Here is a 20325-nt window from a genome sequence, read left to right as displayed (position 1 = left end):
TGACCCTTGTCGCCCCGCACCACCTCATAGCGGATGGTGTCGCGGGAGAAGGAGAGCCAGCCGTAATCAAAGGAGGCGAACAGGCCGCTACCGCTAAAGTGCGCCACCGGGTAGCGGACGGCGGGGTTGTCGCCGGGGTTGACCAGTTCGCCCTCGGAACTGGTGCCGCTCCGCGAGGAGGCTTTGATCTGTCCCCAGAGCGGCAGCGCGGAGAGACAGAACGCCACCACACATCCGTAGAAAGCAAACCGGCGAAGGAAGGGATTCATAGTCCTGGATTTCCCCAGCGACAGGGGAAGGTCTCTATTCTAGCGTCTTTGAGGGTGGCGCGGTTACTTCTGGCCGGAGTCCGCCGCCTTGGCGCTGCGATTCACTTCCAGCTTGAAGGGCAAACGGAAGCCGCTGGTCGAGGTCACCACGCCCTCGAAGGTGTTGGGGCCGAGGGCCAGGGGGAGGACAGTCTGGAAGCGCACACCGTCGGAGGAGTTTTCGGTGGTGAGCTCGGTGCCCGCCAGCTCGACCTTGCGGACGCCCCGGAAGCCTAGCGCCTGGCCCCGGGCCAGGATGGCGGCGCTCGAAGTCTCGAGCACCCCGCTCGGAGGATCGAGCCAGCGAACCTGCGGGCGGCTGAGCTTGAAGCTCATCTTGGTTTGCGCGTTGTCGGTGGCGCGAGCGACCACTGTCACCTTGGTCCAGGAAGAGCTTAAAGAGAGGTCGATGAATTCAAACTCCACGCTCTGCGGGGAAAGCGTCTTGAGCGAAGCGGGCTTGTCGTTCACCAGCACGGCGCTGATGCCGCTGCCCTGGACCGCGGTACCGCGCACGGTGGAGGAAACGGTCTCCACTTGCGCGCCGTCCTCCACCCCCGCCGGCTCCACGATCTGCAGCGTGGGGGCGCCCGCCCGGGATGGCGAACTCGAAGCAGCGGGCGCGGGCGACGGCCTCGCGGCCGAAGCCGTCGTGCTGGTGCTGCCGGCGGCCACGCGATTCACTTCCAGCTTGAAGGCCACGCGGAATCCGCTGCTCCCGACCGCTACTCCCTGAAACGTGTTCTGCCCCAGGGCCAGCGGCAGGATGGTGTGGAACTCCACTTTGCCATCGGCCAGCTTTTCCAGAGTCAGAGAGATGCCCGCCAGCTCCACCTTCTCCACGCCGTTGAACCCGACAGCGGTCCCTTGCGCCAGGAGGGCGGTGGCGGCGGTTTCGACGGCCCCGCCCGGAGGATTCATCCAGTGCACGGCCGGCCGGCTGAGCTTGAAGCTGAGCCGCGATTGGGAGTTGTCGGTGGAGCGGGCGACCACCGTGACCGGGGTCCAGGCCTCCGTCAAGGAAAGGTCCGCCGCCTCGAACTGCACGCTCTGCGCGGTGATCGCCTTCAAGGAGGCGAGTTTGTCGTTGACCAGGACGGCGCTGATGCCGCTGCCGTGAATGGCAGTGCCGCGCAGAACGGCGCCCGCCGTCTCCACCGACTTGCCCTCCTCCACGCCCGCGGGATCCCCGACCTGCAGCGTGGGAGGAGGCATAGGCTGGGGCGCCGGCGGAGGCCCCGTCTGAGCCGCGGGCTGGGATACAGCCGGCGCCGGCGAAGAAGTGGGCGGAGGAGCAGATTGCGCCACCGGCTGGGATACGGCCGGAGAAGACGCGCGCGGTGGAGCGGACTGCGCCGGAGGAGGCGAGGCCGAGGCGACCGTCTTGGGCTTGACCGGTCCTTTGTAGGCCTTCACCAGATTCAGAAGCAGAGTTGAGTCTGCGCCCACGGCGCGCAGGCGTTTGTCCACGTCGTCGGTGACCTCGAAGTCCACGCCGTACTGATTGGCCAGGGAGGCGACGCGCGTCTTGGGCAGGTCGTTGCGCAGGGCCGTTTCCACCTCTTCCAGGGTTAGCGCCGGCGGACCGGGGGGAGGCTTCCGCGTCACGTCCAGGCTGAAGTTCTGGCGTTGGCCGGTGCTGGCAACTACGGAACCCTGCAGATTGTTGGAGCCGACGGTCAGCGGGACGCTCGCGGCCTCGAATTCTACCGAACCGTCCTCACGGCGGCGCAGCGTTGCCAACTGCCCCGCTACCTCCACCCGGTCCACGTCGCGGAAGCCCACCGCCAGGCCGCGCACCCGGACCCCTGATTCAGCCACCTCGGCGCCCCTGCCCGGTTCGAGCACCCGCACCTCCGGCCGGGTGACCTTGAAGGTCATCTGACTGACCGACTTGTCGGTGGCCGTAGCCACCACCACCACCGCGCTCATCCCTGCGCTCAGTGGCAGGTCGCGCAGGTCGAACTCCACCGTCTGCGGCGCCAGCGGCTTGAAGAACGCGCTCTGGCCGTTGACCGAGACCGAGGCAATGCCTGAGGCGTGGCTGGCGATGCCGCGCACGTGCAGGGTGGGGTCGTAGGCGGGGACGGTGCGGCCCTCCTCGGCCCCGGTGGGCTCCAGCATGCTGATGGTGGGCGGTGGAGCGGTGGGCGCCGGCGGCGCCTCCTTCGCCTTAAGCATGGCGACGATGTCGTCAAAGTTCTGCGTGCCGTCAACCAGGTCCTGGTACGAGAAACTGTTGCTCATCACCAGCTTGTAGTTGCCCGACTGCAGGATTCCCTTCCGGACGTGGGAGAAGTGATAGGTCCCGCCGGTCCGGAACTTGAACTCCGCCGCCCCAGTGCTGGTTCCCCAAACGCGCCACTGTTGGGCCGCGGCCAGGTCGGAGCGCCGGAGTTCGAAAGCGTGCCCCTTGTCCTGCTCTGGGGCGAGGACCTCATAGCGCATGGTGTCGTGGCTGATGTAGAGCCAGCCCAGGCAGGCGCTCATGGCGTGCCAGTGCGCCACGGGGTAGCGCAGGATGGCTTCGCCGTTCGGGCCGAAGATCAAATCCGGTCCGCCGCTGTTCTGATTGAGGAGGACTTCGCCGCGGGCCGCGCGTTTCTCATCTGCGGCGGCTTGCGACGCGACAGACTGGGCCTGCAGAGCGAGGGCACAAGCGGCGAGCAGTGCTACCCCTGCGGCCCGGGACCACAGCCGCAGCCGGGATTTCATCGGCGCCTCTTCATGATGTCTTCTTCGGTCTGCTTGGCCTTCTGTGCCTTGCTCAGACCTTTCTGGGCGACGGAGTTGGAGGGATCCAAGGCGAGCGCCTGCTGGAAGGTGCCCACGGCAGCTCCGTAATCGCCGCCATCCACCTGGGACTGGCCCAGCCTGGCCAGGTCGCGGGCCTTGCGTTTCTTATTGCCGCCCGAGTCCGCTTCTTCTGCCGGAGCCTTGCGCGCCGGAGTCTCCTTGGGCCGGGTCACGGCCGCCGGCTCGCTTTCCTTGACGGCTTGCAGCGGCTTCTCCACTTGGATGTCATTCCTCACATGCTTCACCCCGGCGACGCCCGCGGCCAGAGCGCCGGCCATGTCCGCTTCGTTCTGTCGGTTGGTTTTACCGGTGAGAGTCGCCACTCCGTTTTCCACCCTGGTATCAAAGGAAGCGTTGCGGGTCGAATCCGAAGACGCCAGCGTGCGCTTGACCTCCGCCAGGATGGCCGCGTCATCGGGCTGGGCAGGAACCGCGGCAACGCTGGAGGGCTGCGCCTCCGCCGTGCCCGGGCCGTGATAGTAGAGGTAAGCCCCTCCCGCGATGACCACCGCCACCAGCAGAATGAGCACCGTGATCCACACTCCGCTGCTGCTACTGGAGGGTGGCTCAGCAAACCTGGGGTAAGCGGGGGGAGCGGCGGCCGGGACCCGCGGCGGCGGCATCGCCCGTGGCGGCGTCATCGCCCGCGGGGGCGTCATCGCCCGCGGAGGGGTCATGGGGCGCACCGGGGTCATGCGGCGCGCGCGCGAAGGAGCGGCCGGGGCCGGCGCTGCGCTCAGCGCCTCCGGCGTGTAAAAGGCGGTGGTGGCCCATTGCTGCGGCTGGTCGAGCGCCGCCGACATCTCGTCGGCGGTCTGGAAGCGGCGCGTGCGGTCCTTCTCCAGCGCCTTCATCAGCAGCAGGGAGAGCGCTTCAGGGATGTCCAACTCCGGACAGAGCTCATGCGGCGGCGTGGGGATGGTCTGGATGTGGTGCAGCAGCAGGCCCACGGGAGTGTCGGAGTCGAAGGGCAGGTGGCCGGTGAGCATCTCGTAGAGCACCACGCCCAGGGAGTAGAGGTCGGCGCGGCCATCGATGGCGTCGCCCTGCTTGCCCATGGCCTGCTCGGGAGAGATGTACTGCGGCGTGCCCACCACCATGCCGGTCTTGGTGGGGGTGTAGCCGCCGCCCAGGTCCATGGCGCCTTCGCGCACCTTGGCGATGCCGAAGTCCAGCACCTTCACCAGCTCGGAGCCGTCCTCCTCGGTCACCATCAGGATGTTGTCAGGCTTGATGTCGCGGTGGGTGATGCCCAGGTGATGCGCGGCGGTCAAGGCCGCGGCCACCTGGCGCGCGATGTTCAGCGCCCGATCCACCTGCAGCGGCCCTTCGCGCTGGATGACCGCGCGCAGGTCGCGCCCCTCCACGCATTCCATGATGATGAAGGGACGGCCGTCCTCGGTGGTGTCCAGGTCGTCCACCCGAACCGCGTTGGGATGCTGCAGCTTGCGCGTGACCACCGCCTCCGTGCGAAAGCGCCGGATGAAGGCGTCATCGTCCATCAGCTTGGTGCTGACGACTTTCAGGGCGCGAATCTCGCCGAAGGCCAGATGCTTGGCGCGATACACCGACGCCATCCCGCCCGCGCCAATCTTTTCCAGGATGAGGTACTTGTCGCGGATGATCGTGCCCGGCGCCAGGTCCGCGGTCACGCGCAGCAGCGCCTGGTCCTTGGGACAGGTGGTGAACTCGTTCGGATAAGTGAAATGACAGACGTCGCAGTATTTCAAACCCGTGCCTCGCCCCCGACGGACGCAAACTTCCACAGCGCCCTGCCAGCCGGTTCCTTAGCCTGGGCCTGGGGGAGGTTGCGGGACAGACCTGTCGAGGGACTCTGGCGGGGAATCATACCTCCATCGGGCAGGGGAATTCCACGGGTAGGGGGTTGCCCCAGCCTTGTCGCTCGCGGGTTTGGAACGGCAGAGCCTGTCCTGAGCGAAGCCGAAGAGGTGGGGGTGTTGCCAGGGAATGCTAGAATTCAAGCGGCCTTGGAGCCGAGACGCCTGCCGTGATCGAACTGGCCCCATCCATCCTTTCCGCTGACTTTGCCCGGCTGGGCGAGGAAGTCCGCGCCGCGCTCGACGGCGGCGCCACCCTGCTGCACGTGGACGTGATGGACGGCCACTTCGTCCCCAACCTCACCATCGGACCGCCGGTGGTAGCCAGCCTGCGCAAGGCCACCAAGGCGCCGCTGGACGTCCACCTGATGATCGAGAATCCGGACCAGTTCATCCCGGCGTTTCTCGAGGCGGGCGCGGACTGGATCTCGGTGCATCAGGAGACCTGCCGCCACCTGCACCGCACCCTGCAGATGATCCGCAGCAAGGGCGCGCAGGCGGGCGTGGTCATCAACCCCGCCACCCCGGTGCAGACCATCGGTGAAGTGCTCGACCAGGTGGATTTCGTGCTGGTGATGTCGGTGAATCCGGGATTCGGCGGGCAGAAGTTCATCCCTGGATCGCTGGAAAAGATCAAGAAGCTCGTGACCATGCGTACGGCCAAGGGAGCGAATTTTCGCATCGAAGTGGATGGCGGCATCGCGCTTGACACCATCGGCGACGTGGTGCGCGCCGGCGCCGATGTGCTGGTGGCGGGCAACGCTGTCTTCGGCAAGGGCGACGCCAAGCGCAACGTGCAGGAACTGCTCAAGACGGCGCGCGAGGCCACGCTGCAGAAAGTCTAGGGAGTGGCGGTTGCGCCGCCAAGCTTCTACAATGGCTTCCTTGCTCCCAAGACCCTTAGGCGATTGAGGTAGGTCGAATGCTGCGTCGAGTCTTTCCCGTCCTCCTGCTGGCCCTGGCGGTGCTGGCCACCGCGGGGTGCCACCACAATAAGACTCAGAACCCGCTGGCCAACATCGATTCCAAACAGCCCGACAAGGTGCTGTACGACCGGGCTATGGCGGCGCTGAAGAAGAACCGCTTCGACGTGGCGCGCATCACCCTGCAGACCCTGATCAACACCTACCCGGATTCGGAGTACATCGCGCGCGCCAAGCTGGCGGTGGGCGACGCCTGGTACGCCGAGGGCGGCTCCAGCGGACTGGCGCAGGCCGAGATCGAGTACAAGGATTTCATCACCTTCTTCCCCAACCTGCCGGAAGCGGCGGAGGCGCAGCTCAAGGTCGCCAACATCCACTACAAGCAGATGGAGAAGCCCGACCGCGACTTCACCCACGCCAAGCGAGCCGAGGACGAGTACAAGCAGCTCCTGCTGCAGTTCCCGGACAGCAAGCTGGTGCCGGAGGCCAGGGAACGCTTGATGCAGGTGCAGGAAGTTCTGGCCGAGCGCGAGTTCCGCATCGGGCACTTCTACTACACGCGCGACTCCTGGGCGGCGTCCATCGCCCGGCTGAAGACCCTGGCGGACACCTATCCCCTGTACAGCGAGGTGGATGAGGCCCTCTACATGATGGGGCAGGCCTACGAACGGCAGATTGACGCCGCGCGCGGAACCAAGTTGAGCGAGACGGTCAAGGGAGACCTGCTGAAGAAGTTCAGCGACGCGGCCGCAGAAGCCTATTCCCGCATCATCACCCGCTATCCCGCCATGGCCCGGGCGGAGGACGCCCGCAAGCGCCTGCAAGCGCTGCAACGTCCGGTGCCCACGCCCACCGAGGCGGCCATCGCCCAGAACAAGGCGGAGGAAGCCAGCCGGGGTGAGGCCGGGATGCGCCGGCGGATCTTCATGAACCTGCGCCGCGGGCCCGACGTGGCCCGGGCGGCCAAGGTGGGCGAGCCCACCATGACCGAACCCAAGCAGACGGGCGCCCCCGACATCGTGCGCGACACCGGCCGGACCATCCAGGAAGGCTACGGCGGCCAGGGTGGAAGCCAAGCGGTGGCGGTGGAAACGGTGGGCACGGGCGAGCCTCCCAAGAGCGATCCCACTCCGCACTCCGCGCAGCCCGCCGCTGCCGGAGACCAGCAGGGGCCGCCGCCCTCTCAGATCAACGAGGCCGCGGCGGAAGGGAGCGAGGGCGGCCAGGCCGCTTCCGCCGACAAGGACTCCAAGGACAACAAGGACTCCAAGGACCAGACCTCCACTTCCCGCAAGAAAAAGAAGAAAGGCCTGCGCAAAGTGATTCCCTTCTAGAGTCCTGGGGACTGACCCACCCTTTCCCTTAACCCTCCCCTCCGGCATGTTGCCGGCGGCGCTTTTCAGTTTACAGCGTCGGCCTTTCTCCTCGCTCCCAGCGTTGACTTGCGGGGTAATACAAGCTACCGTTGGATTCGCAAATGCCTGCGTTTTTCGAGGACGCTCCGTGGCGCTGAAGATTCTGCTTGCCGACGACAGCATGACCGCCCAGAAGCTGGGTGTGAAGATCCTGACCGAGGCCGGGCATGAGGTGATTGTCGTCAGCAACGGCGCCGCCGCCTTCAAGCGGATCGGCGAACATAAGCCCGACCTGCTGCTGCTGGACGTCTTCATGCCCGGCTATAGCGGACCGGAAGTGTGCGAGAAGATCCGCGCCGGAGGGTCCACCACTCCAGTGCTGCTCACTGTCGGTCAGATGGAGCACTTCAACCCCGCGGATGCCGAGCGGGTGAAGGCGGACGGCGTCATCGTCAAGCCCTTCGTCGCCAAGGACCTGGAAGACCTGGTGGCCAAGATCGAACAGAAGCTGAAGGCTCCGCCCGCCGCCGAACCCTACCCGCCCACCCAGAAGATGGAGGCGCATGAGTTCCGAGACGCTTCCTACGAAGAGTGGAAGGTCACTGCCGAGGGGCACGACGACGGCGAGGCCGAGCCGGCGCAGGCCAGGCTGGAGGTGCCGGACCATATGGCATCCTCGTCGGCCTTCGGCGACATGCTGGGCGAGGAGACCCCGGTGCCCGCACCCGTCCGCACCACCGAAGTAATGACCCCGCCGACCCAGGTGATGGAAGAGCCGCTGGCGGAGGCGCAGAGCACAGTCTCGCTGGAACCGGCTGCAGAGATGGCGGCCGCAGCCGAGCCCGAACCGGAGACCTACGTCGCCCCGGCGCCCGCACATGAGATCGAGTTCACCTCCGCGCCCAAAGCGCACGAGGTCCCGTCCGACGGCAAGGACCCGGGCCTGATCACCGACGCTACCGAGATGGCCAGCGCCTTCCCCACCAAGTTCGGGATCGAGGGCGCCGAAGTCGTCCCCGTGGGTGTGGCCGCGGACATGCCCGAGCTCTACACCGATTCGCAAGCGCCCGAGGAAGCGCCGCCGGAAACTCCGGTGGAAGCCGAGGTCGCCCCCACCACCGAGTTTTCGGCCCCGGAAACCCGCCGCGTCACGGAAGAGATCACGGCGCCGGCCCCGGTGGAAGCCGACTCCGGCTGGTCGGCTCCGGCGGAGACCGCCGCCGCCGAGGCCACCGCGCATTCGATCGAGCAGGAAATGCAGCAGGCCTTCGCCAACGTCCCGGTGGACACCCAGCCCCCGGTCGAGGAGCCGCCTCCTCCTCCGGTCGAGGCCGCCCGGCCCGCTCCCGCTCCGGCCGCGAATGTTCCCGACCCGCTGCTCGCAGCCGCCATGCAGGCCGCGGTGGCCGGGGGCGCCTCGCCCACCATCACTCTCGACGCCAACACCATCGCCAACATCGTCCACCGCGTCACCGAACGCATGAAGCCGGAACTCATCAACGAGATCGCGCGCGAACTGGCCTCGGAAGCCGAGCGCACCCGCAAGCCGTAACCCCTCCTGCCTTCCGCGGTTTGACCGCGTTTTCACCGCGCCTGTACTATCGTTTTGCGTCCATCATCCCTTCATTGAAGCGCCATGCCACACGACATCCCCAAAGCCTACGACCCGCGCGCCATCGAAGCGCGCTGGGCCGAGTTCTGGCTGAAGGAAAGGCTCTTCGTCCTGGAGACGCCGGAGTCGGGCTCGCAGCCCGTCTTCACCCTGCTGCTGCCCCCGCCCAACGTCACCGGCCGCCTGCACATGGGACACATGCTCAACCAGACGCAGATGGACATCATTGTGCGCTGGCACCGCATGCGCAGCTTCCAGACGCTGTGGCTGCCGGGCACCGACCACGCCGGCATCGCCACCCAGATGATGGTGGAGCGCCAGCTCGCGTCCGAGGGCAAAGACCGCCGCAGCCTGGGGCGCGAGGCCTTCGTGGAGCTCGTGTGGGAGTGGAAGCGCAACTACGGCGGCGCCATCCTCGACCAGATGAAGCGCCTGGGCGCCTCCGTGGACTGGGAGCGCGAATACTTCACCATGGACGAGCACCTCTCCCGCGCCGTGCGCGAAGCCTTTGTCCGTTTGCACGAAGAAGGACTCATCTACCGCGGCAAGTACATCGTCAACTGGTGCCCGCGCTGCATGACCGCCATCAGCGACCTTGAGGTGGTGCACGAGGAGCACGCCGGGAAGCTGTACGAGATCAAGTATCCCGTCGTAGGCAGCAAGGATGACTTCGTCGTGGTCGCCACCACCCGCCCGGAGACCATGCTGGGCGACGTCGCCGTGGCCGTGAATCCCGAGGACGCGCGCTACCGGCGCCTGCACGGCAAGAAGGTGCTGCTGCCGCTGATGAACCGCGAGATCCCCGTGATCCTCGACGAGCTGGCCAATCCCGAGTTCGGCACCGGCGCCGTCAAGGTCACGCCAGCGCACGACGCCAACGACTTCCAGGCTGGCCTCCGTCACCAGATCGAGCCCATCGTGGTGATGGACGAGCGCGCCCACATCATCAACACCAACCCCGGCTACGACGGCTTGGACCGGTACAAGGCGCGGGAAAAAGTTCTGGAAGATCTGAGAGCGCAGGGTCTGCTGGTGGGCGTCAAGGACCACACCTACGCCCTCGGCCACTGCGACCGCTGCAAGACGGTGGTGGAGCCGCGGCTCTCCACCCAGTGGTTCCTGGCTGTAACCAAGACAGGAAAGAGTGGTGTCCCGAGCTTGGCCAAGCGCGCCATTGAAGTGGTGGAGAAGGGCGAGATCCGCTTCACCCCCGAGAACTACAAGACCATCTATCTCAACTGGATGTACAACATCCACGACTGGTGCATCTCGCGCCAGGTCTGGTGGGGACACCGCATCCCGGCGTGGTACTGCGGCAATCTCAATTGCGAGCTTTCGAAACCTAAGTTGGACTTCTCAGGGAAGGCAGAGCCGTTTGTTGGATTGGAGCCGCCAGACAGGTGCCCTAGCTGCGGGATTTGCCCAGGAAAGGATTTCGAGCAGGATCCCGACGTCCTCGACACCTGGTTCTCCTCCGGTTTGCTGCCCTTCACCACTTTGGGCTGGCCGGAGAAGATGCGCGATCAGGCTGTCTTTTATCCCACATCGCTGCTCATCACCGGCTCCGACATCCTGTTCTTCTGGGTGGCGCGCATGATCATGTTCGGCTGCCACTTCATGCACGCCCACCGGCAGGACCCGGAAGTGCGGCAGGCCAGCGGCTGGGCTGAGCGCGCCGACGACAGCGTGCCCTTCCGCGAGGTCTACATCCACGCCCTGGTGCGCGACGCCGACCGCCAGAAGATGTCCAAGACCAAGGGCAACGTGCTCGATCCCATCGAGGTCATCGAGAAGTACGGCACCGACGCGGTGCGCTTCACCCTGGCCGCCATGGCCTCGCCCGGCACCGACATCGCCTTCAGCGAGAGCCGCACCGAGGGCTATCGCGCCTTCGCTAACAAGATCTGGAATGCGGCCCGCTTCCTGCTGATGAATCTGGAGCTCGTCGGCGGGCACGAGGCCATCACCGGCTGGTTCCAGTCCCGCGGCGAAGGCGGCCGCGACCTGGAGACGCGGCTCGAGGACCGCTGGATCCAGTCGCGCCTGCAGCGCGTCATCCAGGAGGTGAACGCGTCGCTGCGCGCCTACCGCTTCGACGAGGCCGCCAAGGCGGTCTACGACTTCTTCTGGCGCGAGTTCTGCGACTGGTACATCGAGATGGTCAAGCCGCGGCTCGCTCCCAGCCAGAGCGAGGAGGAGAAGTTCAGCCACTACTCCGCCCTCATGCATATGCTGGTCGTCTTCCAGCAGGGACTGTTGCTGCTTGCGCCCTTCATGCCCTTCCTCACCGAGGAGCTGTGGTATGCGCTGCACGACGGCAAGCCCGCGCGCAAATCCATCGCGCTCGCGCCCTTCCCCGAGGCCAAGCCAGCGCTCATCGATGCCCAGGTGGAAGAGGAGATGTCCATCCTGCAGGAGCTCATCCAAATTGTGCGGAACATCCGCGCGGAAATGAAGATCGAACCCAAAACCCGCGTCCCCATCCGCGTCTTCGCCGAGGCCGGAGTGCCCAGGCTCATCCAGGAGAATCGCGCCACGGTGGAGCGGCTGGCCCACGTCGATGGCATCGAGTTCGCAACCGCGTCGCTGGCCAGGACCGCCGGCGCGCGCACCTCGGCGCATTTCGAGGTGGTGGTGATGTTCGAACAGAAGGTGGACCCGGCCGCCGAGCGCCTGCGCCTGCAAAAAGAACTGAAGCGCATGGAAGCCGAGATCGCCAATGCCCAGCGCCAGCTCACGAACGAGCAGTTCCTGGCCAAGGCGCCGGGCCAGGTGGTGGAGGGCATCCGCAAGCGCGCGGGCGAGCTGGAGGTGTTGCTCAAGAAAACCCGCTCCGCGCTCGACGAATTGCAGTAGAAGGGTTTGATTTGACTGAGAACTGAGTACTAGGTACTGAGTATTGCTCTTATGGACTGGCACAGCCGCCGCATCACCACGATCCTGGAAAACGCGTTGCGCGAAGACAGCGCCAACCGCGACGCCACCACCTATGCCTGCATCGATGCCCAGCAGCGGGCCACGGCCACGGTCAACGCCAAGCAGGAGTGCGTGCTGGCCGGCCTGGGCGCCATCGCGCGCATCTTTCAGGTATATGCCACGCTGGACGGCAGCGTGGTCTCCCATCCCGAGGTCACCAGCCACCCGGAGATCTTCGACGGCGTGCGCCTGCATCGCGGGCAGACGGTGGCGGTCATCCGCCACAACGCGCGGGTCCTCCTCTCCTGCGAGCGCGTGACCCTCAACGTGCTGCAGCGGCTGAGCGGCATCGCCACCCTCACCCGGCGCTTCGTGGACGCCATCGCCGGCACCCACGCCCGCATCCTTGATACCCGCAAGACCGCTCCCGGACTGCGCCTGCTGGATAAGTACGCGGTGGTCTGCGGCGGCGGCTTCAACCACCGGCTGGACCTCTCCGACGGCGTGCTCATCAAGAACAACCACATCGCGCTGGCCGGCGGCATCGCTCAGGTGCTGGAGCGCGCCCACCAGAACCGCCGGGGCGAACAGCCGCTGGAGGTCGAGGTGCGTTCGCTGGCGCAGATGGAGGAGGCGCTGCGCTGCGGCGCCGAGGCCATCCTGCTGGACAACATGACGGTCGAGGACGTGGCCCAGGCGGTCGAGCGCATCCGCAGCCACACCCGCCGCGTGCCGCTCGAGTGCTCCGGCGGCATCAACCTGGAGAATGTCCGCAAGTACGCCGAGACCGGCGTGGACTTCATCTCCGTCGGCGCCCTCACCCACTCCCCCGCCGCCGTGGATATGAGCATGCGCATCACCCCTGCGTGATAAGCAGTGGATTGTGTCTAGTGGGTAGTGGCTAGTCTTTTGCGTGGGTGTCGCGCATAATCTCCGGATTCCCCGCACAGCTCCAACCCGCAAGCGCAGCCGCCGGACGCCCGCGGCCAACCTCTCGGCCCGCACTGACAGTCGCGTGGGCCGCATCGTGCGCCTGCTCAGCGACCACGCTACCTTCGTGGTCTCCGGCACCAAGCTGGCGCAGGAGATCGGCACCAGCCGCTCCGCCGTCTGGCGCTTTGTCGAGCAGTTGCGCTCGCTCGGCGTCGAGATCAAGGGACACTCTACCACCGGCTATCAGCTCGAAAGCGTCCCCGACCTGCTGCTGCCGGCGATTCTCGCGCCGCTGCTGAAGGGCTCGCTCTTCGGCAGCCGCATCCACCACTACTTCCGCGTGGACTCGACCAACGCCGCGGCCATGGCGGCGGCGGCCGAGGGCGAGCCGGAAGGCAGCGTCTTCTTCTCCGAGGAGCAGACGGCGGGCCGCGGACGCGGCGGCAATGCCTGGCACTCCGAGAAGTCTTCCGGTATCTACTGCTCCGTGGTGCTGCGCCCGCACCTGGCGCCAGCGGATGCGGTCACGCTCCCGCTCGCCGCGGGGCTGGCGGTGCAGGCGGCGGTGAAGCAGGTCACCGGTCTCGAGCCTGACCTGCGCTGGCCCAACGACGTCCTGCTCAAAGAGAAGAAGGTCTGCGGCATCCTGGCGGAAATGAATGCCGAGGCCACGCGCGTGCGCTACGCGGTGGTGGGCATCGGCTTGAACGTGAACCACGCCGACCTGCCGGGAGAGCTGCGCGGCGCTGCCACGTCGTTGCGCCTGGAGACCGGACGCGCCTGGAGCCGCGTGGAGCTTGCCGCCGCTCTGCTAAAATCGCTCGACCGCGAGTATCGCAGCCTGAATTCCACCGATCCCGCCGCTCGCGACGAGTTGCTTCGCCGCTTCGAGGAGCGCTCCTCCTACGCCCGCGGCAAAATGGTGCGGGTGGAGGAGAACGGCGGGTTCGAGGGCGTCACCGAAGGTTTGGACGCGCGCGGCTTTCTGCGCGTCCGCACCGCCGAGGGCTTGCGAACCGTGCTCTCCGGCAGCGTGCGCGCGCTGGTCACACAGGAAACGTAATGCTGCTTGTCTTGGATGTTGGCAACACCAACACGGTGCTCGGCCTCTACGCCTCCGAGGAATCGGGCGGCGAGCCTCGCTACGGCCGCCTGGTGGCGAACTGGCGCGTGGCCACCGTCCGCAGCCAGACCGCGGACGAGTACGGCGTCCTCTTCCGCAACCTATTCTCCATGAAGGGAATGGAAGCGCGCCAGGTCGCGGGCATCATCATCTCGTCCGTGGTGCCGCCCATCGATTCCACCCTGCGCGAGGCCTGCGAGAAATACTTCAGCGTGACCCCGCTGTTCGTCGAGCCGGGCGTGAAGACGGGTATGCCGGTGCAGTACGACAATCCGGCCGAGGTGGGTGCCGACCGCATCGTCAACGGCGTCGCCGCCTTCGAGAAATTCGGCGGCCCCTGCATCGTGGTGGATTTCGGCACCGCCACCACCTTCGACGCGGTCTCGAAAAAAGGTGAGTACATGGGCGGCGTGATCGCGCCGGGCATCGGCATCTCCGCCGAAGCGCTCTTCGATCGCACCGCGCGCCTGCCGCGCGTGGATATCCGCAAGCCCGCGCGCGTCATCGGCTCGAACACCGTGGGCAGCCTGCAGTCCGGGCTCTACTACGGATACCTCGGCCTGGTGGACGGCATCCTGGAGCGCCTGCTGGCCGAACTCGGATCCGAAACGAAAGTGGTCGCCACCGGCGGACTGGCCTCGCTGATGGCCGGCGGCTCGCGCTACATCAGCGCCGTGGACGAGCTGCTTACGCTCGAAGGGCTGCGCATCCTGTGGGAGCGCAATGCGGCCCCGGGACGCGCGCGTCCCGCTGCGGCGCCGCCGGAAGAGAAGTCCATCGCGCCCGCCGCTCACAAGCGCAGCTCCCGGAAGTAGGCCTCGCCTCCGCCGTGGAAAACTATTTCAACTACTTCACCGAGATCGAGGAGCACTTCCAGCGCCGCCGCGGCACCGCGCTCCTGCTCTCCACGCTCGACTGGGCGCTGATCGAGACCTGGAAAGACGCCGGCATCCCGCTGGCGGCGGTGCTGCACGGCATCGACGACGCCTTCGAGCGCCGCGCCCAGCGGCCTTCACCCCGCAAGGTCAACAGCCTTGCCTACTGTGCCCAAGCGGTGATGACCGCGGCGGAGGAGATGAAAGAGGCGGCGGTCGGAGTCGCGCCGGCCGGCCCGACGAAGGAATCCGGCCCCGAGCCGGCGGAGATTGCCGCGTACTTGCTTCGCAACGCCGCCCAGCTCGACGAAGCGAAGCTGCCGGATGCGGCGCAGGGCATCGGCCGCGACGCCGCGCGAACCCTGCTCGATCTAGCGTCCGCGCTAGAGGAGTCCGCCGCCCGCCCGCCGCTCGAAGACCTGGAGCGTCGCCTGACCGCCATGGAAGAGAAGCTGCTCGCGGCGCTGGTGGCCGCGTCGCCCGACGAAGAGCTGGTGCGCGTGCGCGCCGAGGCTGACCATGACATCGCGCCCTATCGCCGGAAACTCTCCGCCGCGCACATCGGCCAACTGCACCGCCAGTACGTCCACAAGCGCTTAATGGAGCGCCACGCTCTGCCGCGGTTGAGCTTGTTCTACATGTGAGTTTCTGCTGGCCCTTCTCGCTGACTGTTCTTACATCCCGAGCGAAGCGAGGGAGCCCTACCCGCTTCCGGATGCTTGCAGGTAAAGTAGGGTTCCCTCCGGCTCACTCCGTGACCCGTCGGGATGTTTTTTCGCACACTATGGAACTCACCATTGAAAAACTCGTGTACGGCGGCGACGGTCTGGCGAGACAGGCGGCCGATGAACACGGCCAGGGCAAGGCCGTCTTCGTCCCGTTCGTGCTCGCCGGCGAGCGCGTCGAGGCCCGGATCCTCAAGCAGAAACGCGGCTTCGCCCGCGGCCGCGTGGAAAGGATCCTCGAGCCGGGTGCCGAGCGCATCCCGCCCCAGTGTCGCTACTTCGAGTCCTGCGGCGGATGCCACTACCAGCACGCCGGCTACGACCACCAGTTGGCCATCAAGTCCGGCATCCTGCGCGAAACCCTGCGGCGGACGGCGAAGCTCGACTGGCCGGGCGAGATTCAGGTGCATCCCTCGCCGCCCTGGGGCTACCGCAACCGCTCCCGCATGCGCCTGCGCGCCGAACCCTTCGCGCTGGGCTACCACCGCTTCGGCTCGAACACGCTGCTCGAGGCGGAGGAGTGCCCCATCAGCTCGCCGCTCATCAATCGCGCCATTGAGACGGTGTGGCGCTTGGGCCGCGAGGGCAAGGTCGCGGCCGAGCTCAGCGAGATGGAATTCTTTGCCAACGCCGAGGACACGTCGCTGGTGATCGAGTGGACGCTGGACGCCGCGTCCAGCCCCTTGCAGGCGGGGTCCCCGGTGGCAAACTTCGCGGAGTCGCTGCGCGCCGCGCTGCCCGAGGTTACGGGCATCGCGCTGTTCTCGCTGGCCCCGGGAGAAGTTTTGGTCAGCGTGGACATTCCCAAAGAGATGAAGCCGCTCTTCGGCGAGCACACGCTCACCTACAACACCCGTAACGCGCACTACCGCGTGCAGGCCGGATCGTTCTTCCAGACCAATCGCTTCCTCATTGACCGGCTGGTGGAGCTGGTGACCGCCGGCCGCGCCGGTGGCCTGGCGCTCGACCTCTACGCCGGCGTCGGCCTGTTCTCGCGCGTGCTGTCGCAGAGTTTCCGCGAGGTGACGGCGGTCGAGGCCGCGCTCTTCGCCTTCCACGACCTGCGCCACAACTCGCCCTCGAACGTCGCCGCCAGCCACGCCCCGGTGGAAGAATTCCTCACCTCGCTGCCGCCCCAGATGAAATACGATTTCGTTGTTGTGGATCCGCCGCGCGCCGGGCTGAGCGAGAAGACGGCGCGCATGGTGGCGGCGCTGGGCGCGCCGCACCTGACTTACGTCTCCTGCGATCCGGCCACGCTCTCCCGCGACCTGCGCCTGCTGCTAGAATCCGGCTATCGCGTGGAGGAGGTCCACCTCGTGGACCTCTTCCCGCAGACGTTCCACATCGAAAGCGTGTTTCACCTGGCCCGTCAGTCGTAAGCTCTCCCAGGCTGCCGATCGTGATTCCGAGTCCGAACCCCGCCGCGCCGGCTCCGCGGTTCCCGTGGAGCCGCCAGCCGCTCTTCCTCGCCGCTGCCGCCTATGCGGCGGGCATCCTGTGGGGAAGTCACGCGTGGCGGCCGCCGGCGTGGTGGCTGATCGCGGCCCTCGTTTGCGCAGCCGCGGCCGCGCTTTTCCGAGCGCTTCATCGCCCAGGAGCATCCCTAGGCCGACCTGCTCAAGGTCGCGCACCACGGCAGCGTCACCTCCACCACGCCGGAGCTGTTGGAAGCGGTGCATCCGCGCTTCGGGGTGATCTCGGTGGGCTTCCGCAGCTCGTTCGGACATCCGCGGCCCGGGGTTCTGGCGCGGCTGCAGTCGGCGGGGGTTGTTACTTACCGCACTGACACGCAGGGCGCGGTCAGCTTCTTCCTCGACGGACACGCGGTCACTGCCCGGCTTCCGGCTCGCCGTTAGCTTCCATCTCCGCGCCGGGGCTGGCGCGGTATTCCTCGATGACGCGCCGGGCTTCCTCGGCGTGCTCCGGCGCCACGCGAAGCACCGCCCCGCCCACTCCGGGGAGGATCTCCTGCTGGGCGAAAAGCGAAGTGAGCAGCGCTTCGATACCGGCAGATTCGAGCAGGCCGTGGACCACCAGCGCTTCGGCCTCCTCGGGTGTCTCGAAGACCGTGACCAGTTCCGGCGACGGTTTCTTTTCCGGACTCATGTGGAATGCGAGCATATCACCGCCGGATGTAAGATTGCGGGAATGGGACTTTCCCGCCCAGAAGAGACGGCCCAAACCTCCGCTGCCGCTGAAGCCGCCAACGAAGCGGAAGACGAACGCCGCCGGCTGCGCCGCCTGCAGATACTGATGAGCATGGTAATGTCGGTCATCAGCCAGGACGCGGAGCTGACCATCGAAGAGGCCGCCGAGATGGCGGCCAACACCCGCCGCGCCGCGCTCGCCATGTTTCCCGGCAAGGATCTGGCCTTCGACCTCATCTACAAGCCGCGCCTCGAGCGCCTGATGCGCGAAAGATTCAACCTGCAATAAGCGATAAGCAATAAGCGATCACGATTATTCACTTGACAAAGGGTAGCTGATTCTGTATGCTTCCATCATGGAGGCTACCCGTTACCTTTCTTTGGCTTGCGCTGGGCGGCAGCAGACGCCCGTAGCATCTGCCGCAAATCACGTTTTAGCCCCGCTACCAGCTTCCGGGTCGGCGTCCGTTCTAGATACGACTTCGCTCTATGCTTTCGAGGTGTTGCCATGACTCTCCCTGACGTTCAAAGACTGTACCCGACCGATGCCCGTTGCCGTCAGTTGCTGGAACGGCTCCGTTGGCCGAATGGTGTTGAGTGTCCGCGCTGCCATGACACCCGCATCTCGCGGCTGAAGGAATATGACCGCTTCGAGTGCGCCGCGTGTGAGTACCAGTTCACGGCGACCGCAGGAACCATCTTCCACGATTCCCACCTGCCGCTCACTTACTGGTTTCTCGCCGTCCTGCTTCTGGTGGAAGCGCGCAAGGGCATGAGTGCGAATCAGCTTCGGCGGACGCTTTGGGGCCAGCACAAAGGCTCCTACAAGACCGCGTGGTATCTGTTCCACCGCATTCGCGCCGCGATGCGAGAGACAGAACGCTCGATGATGGATGGAACCGTAGAGGTTGACGAAACCTATGTCGGGGGAAGCCGCCGCCCAGGTTCCCGCAAGGGACGCGGAACGAAGAAGGACATTGTGGTTGGCATCCGGCAGCGCGGTGGCGATCTCCGGTTTTTTCACACCACAGACGTAAAGAGCGGCACGCTGGCGCAGTATATCCATGACAACGTGAGTACAGATGTTGACGTGGTTGTGACGGATGATTTCTACGCCTACCGCAAGGCGGTTGCACCCAAGCGGCATAAGACCATCGCGCACAGCAAGGGAGTTTACGCGCGAGGGGACATTCACACGAACACCGTTGAATCGGCCTTCTCGCTGCTCAAGCGGGGAATCATCGGGACGTGGCACAAGGTGAGTGCGAAGCACCTCCCGGCATACTTGGCGGAAATGGAGTTTCGGTTCAACCGCCGCAAGCGTGCAGACTTGTTTGTAGATACCCTGCGCCATATGGTTACTGCTGACCCGCTGACGTTTGAGAAGCTGACGGCATGAAGAATTCAAACTTGATTGCGAAGGCGCGGTCGTTGGACTGCCGTAGCGCACTTATCAATCTCACCAGTCTTACCGCCATCGGGTCTTCTCCAAACTCCTCAGGACCCGGCCGCCACGTAGCGCCACATTGACCGCAGGCATGGGGGAGCGTGAGCGTAACGTCAGGAGAGCGCACCACCTTAGCGCGGCATTTCGCGCACTCCAATTGAACGCTGAGGATGTCATTCAGCCCAACGATGATTCTTGTTTCTATAGTCATTTGTTCTCGCCTTCCCAGAGCAGCCCTGCGGCTGTAAAAGCAATGAGAGCCACAACAATTACAACTATGACTTCCCATGTCCGTAATGCGCCTATTTCCGCAAGCACGCCAAAGGCAAAGAGGATGAGAAACAATACTGCCCCGATAGCGATAGCAGTCTGGCGATGTGGATTCATGGTCGCTGCTCTGCCTTGTCAGCGTCTGATGCCACAGAAAAGCCATATTCATCCTCGGTCGGCTTTTCTTTCCCTCCAAGACCAACAAAAAGTGCCCTCAGCATACCCGCGTGCTGCTCAATGTCGCGCCGCTTCATGTCGCGCAGCACTTCGAGCGCATCAACTAGCAAGCCCACAGATTCCCGAAACTTCTCGTTGCTTGATTTCAGGTCTGCTACATGAAGCAGAAGCTCACCAGCATGACGATCCGCCGCTTTCAATAAATCCGTCAATGCCTCTACACGATGCCAGTCCACCTTCCCGCTCGCCCCATCTTCGCGGAGGATAGCAATGTGACTGTCTCCGCCGCATCCGTCCACATTCTCTTTCGCTTGAAAGAGAGTGTACGTTGCAAGAATCAAACATTGCGTAAGGCCTAGATAGTCCCTGTACATTCGGCTGGCGAGAAAATCGGCCATGTATGCCCCGACTCCGCCAGTCGCATATTTATCCCGTTCACTGATTGCTGGCCCTAGTGCATAGAAGAGTCGAGAGGAACGGTGCATTTTGACGCCGTAGATTAGCTCGGTTTGGGGAACCGACCCCGCTTGGTACAGCTTCACAGCCTCTCGGTGGTAAGTCTTGATGCTGCCCTTTATGTTGTCGCAGGCTTCGTCAAGAGACGTAGCGGTTTGCACATTTTCCCAAGCGCGGTCAACCATCTCGTCTAGGAAGACCCCATCATTGGTAGCGCCACAGAACCCAACGGCCAACTCGTCAGGGGGAACTCCATCACCGGCTTTCTCTTTTGGCTCAAAGCGCAGCTTCGGGACATGGCGCTTACTTGTTCCTACGGTCTCTTGCGTGTCGGCGCAGAGTACGATTCCTTCGTGGGACTTGAATCCGGCCACAATACTCACGGCTCGCCTTTCTGGAAGCCGCTGCGCTATAGAATGGG

The 20325-nt window shown here is 65.3% G+C and carries 17 protein-coding genes; 11 read left to right on the top strand and 6 right to left on the bottom strand.

Annotation, left to right across the window (positions count from 1 at the left end; genetic code table 11):
• The 3 genes from VGQ94_04820 to VGQ94_04810 form a co-directional block, all read right to left on the bottom strand.
• The coding region (locus VGQ94_04820; protein ID HEV2021830.1) for a hypothetical protein at positions 1–269 on the bottom strand (269 nt) is incomplete at its 3' end.
• 63 nt (positions 270–332) lie between these two features.
• Positions 333–3023, bottom strand: coding sequence for a hypothetical protein (locus VGQ94_04815; GenBank protein ID HEV2021829.1), 2691 nt, complete (start codon positions 3021–3023; stop codon positions 333–335).
• Complete coding sequence (locus VGQ94_04810; protein HEV2021828.1) at positions 3020–4834, bottom strand: protein kinase; 1815 nt, start codon at positions 4832–4834, stop codon at positions 3020–3022. Before VGQ94_04810 ends, VGQ94_04815 begins: the two co-directional genes overlap by 4 nt.
• 278 nt (positions 4835–5112) lie before the next feature.
• Between VGQ94_04810 and rpe the strand changes: the two genes are divergently transcribed.
• The 9 genes from rpe to rlmD all read left to right on the top strand — a co-directional run bounded on the left by rpe (position 5113) and on the right by rlmD (position 16786).
• Positions 5113–5787 carry a ribulose-phosphate 3-epimerase gene (gene rpe / locus VGQ94_04805; protein HEV2021827.1) on the top strand — a complete coding sequence of 225 codons (675 nt, stop codon included), beginning with the start codon at positions 5113–5115 and terminating at the stop codon, positions 5785–5787.
• A 77-nt stretch (positions 5788–5864) separates the two neighbouring features.
• Positions 5865–7199: an outer membrane protein assembly factor BamD gene (bamD, locus tag VGQ94_04800; protein ID HEV2021826.1), complete on the top strand. Its 1335-nt coding sequence runs from the start codon at positions 5865–5867 to the stop codon at positions 7197–7199.
• A gap of 169 nt (positions 7200–7368) precedes the next feature.
• A complete protein-coding gene (locus VGQ94_04795; protein HEV2021825.1) occupies positions 7369–8772 on the top strand; it encodes a response regulator in 1404 nt (467 codons plus the stop codon).
• Between the two features lie 84 nt (positions 8773–8856).
• Positions 8857–11688, top strand: coding sequence for a valine--tRNA ligase (locus tag VGQ94_04790; protein HEV2021824.1), 2832 nt, complete (start codon positions 8857–8859; stop codon positions 11686–11688).
• A gap of 51 nt (positions 11689–11739) precedes the next feature.
• Positions 11740–12618, top strand: a complete 879-nt coding sequence (gene nadC, locus VGQ94_04785; protein HEV2021823.1) for a carboxylating nicotinate-nucleotide diphosphorylase — start codon at positions 11740–11742, stop codon at positions 12616–12618.
• Positions 12619–12763: 145 nt separating this feature from the next.
• Positions 12764–13744: a biotin--[acetyl-CoA-carboxylase] ligase gene (locus tag VGQ94_04780; protein HEV2021822.1), complete on the top strand. Its 981-nt coding sequence runs from the start codon at positions 12764–12766 to the stop codon at positions 13742–13744.
• The gene (locus VGQ94_04775) at positions 13744–14619 is read left to right on the top strand and encodes a type III pantothenate kinase (protein HEV2021821.1); all 876 of its coding nucleotides are present in this window, start codon (positions 13744–13746) and stop codon (positions 14617–14619) included. Before VGQ94_04780 ends, VGQ94_04775 begins: the two co-directional genes overlap by 1 nt.
• A 14-nt stretch (positions 14620–14633) precedes the next feature.
• On the top strand, positions 14634–15323 hold the full coding sequence (locus VGQ94_04770) for a hypothetical protein (protein HEV2021820.1): 690 nt from the start codon (positions 14634–14636) through the stop codon (positions 15321–15323).
• A 140-nt stretch (positions 15324–15463) separates the two neighbouring features.
• A complete protein-coding gene (rlmD, locus tag VGQ94_04765; protein ID HEV2021819.1) occupies positions 15464–16786 on the top strand; it encodes a 23S rRNA (uracil(1939)-C(5))-methyltransferase RlmD in 1323 nt (440 codons plus the stop codon).
• A gap of 448 nt (positions 16787–17234) precedes the next feature.
• Here rlmD and VGQ94_04760 read toward each other — a convergent pair whose 3' ends face one another.
• Positions 17235–17513 carry a DUF2007 domain-containing protein gene (locus VGQ94_04760; protein ID HEV2021818.1) on the bottom strand — a complete coding sequence of 93 codons (279 nt, stop codon included), beginning with the start codon at positions 17511–17513 and terminating at the stop codon, positions 17235–17237.
• 42 nt (positions 17514–17555) lie between these two features.
• Between VGQ94_04760 and VGQ94_04755 the strand changes: the two genes are divergently transcribed.
• Both VGQ94_04755 and VGQ94_04750 read left to right on the top strand, forming a co-directional pair.
• Positions 17556–17843 (top strand): hypothetical protein, encoded by a 288-nt coding sequence (locus VGQ94_04755; GenBank protein HEV2021817.1) that lies wholly within the window; start codon positions 17556–17558, stop codon positions 17841–17843.
• Positions 17844–18062: 219 nt separating this feature from the next.
• Positions 18063–18953, top strand: a complete 891-nt coding sequence (locus VGQ94_04750; GenBank protein ID HEV2021816.1) for an IS1595 family transposase — start codon at positions 18063–18065, stop codon at positions 18951–18953.
• A 255-nt stretch (positions 18954–19208) separates the two neighbouring features.
• On the opposite strand, the gene VGQ94_04745 is transcribed toward VGQ94_04750, so the two are convergent.
• Both VGQ94_04745 and VGQ94_04740 read right to left on the bottom strand, forming a co-directional pair.
• A complete protein-coding gene (locus VGQ94_04745; protein ID HEV2021815.1) occupies positions 19209–19388 on the bottom strand; it encodes a hypothetical protein in 180 nt (59 codons plus the stop codon).
• Positions 19385–20287 carry a hypothetical protein gene (locus VGQ94_04740; protein HEV2021814.1) on the bottom strand — a complete coding sequence of 301 codons (903 nt, stop codon included), beginning with the start codon at positions 20285–20287 and terminating at the stop codon, positions 19385–19387. The genes VGQ94_04745 and VGQ94_04740 overlap by 4 nt, the downstream gene beginning before the upstream one ends.
• Between the last annotated feature and the right edge of the window lie 38 nt (positions 20288–20325).

It is taken from the genome of Terriglobales bacterium, from assembly GCA_035937135.1.
Lineage (GTDB): Bacteria > Acidobacteriota > Terriglobia > Terriglobales > Acidobacteriaceae > DASYVL01.
Note: the sequence above shows the minus strand (reverse complement) of the source record. Positions and strands in the feature narration are given on the sequence as shown.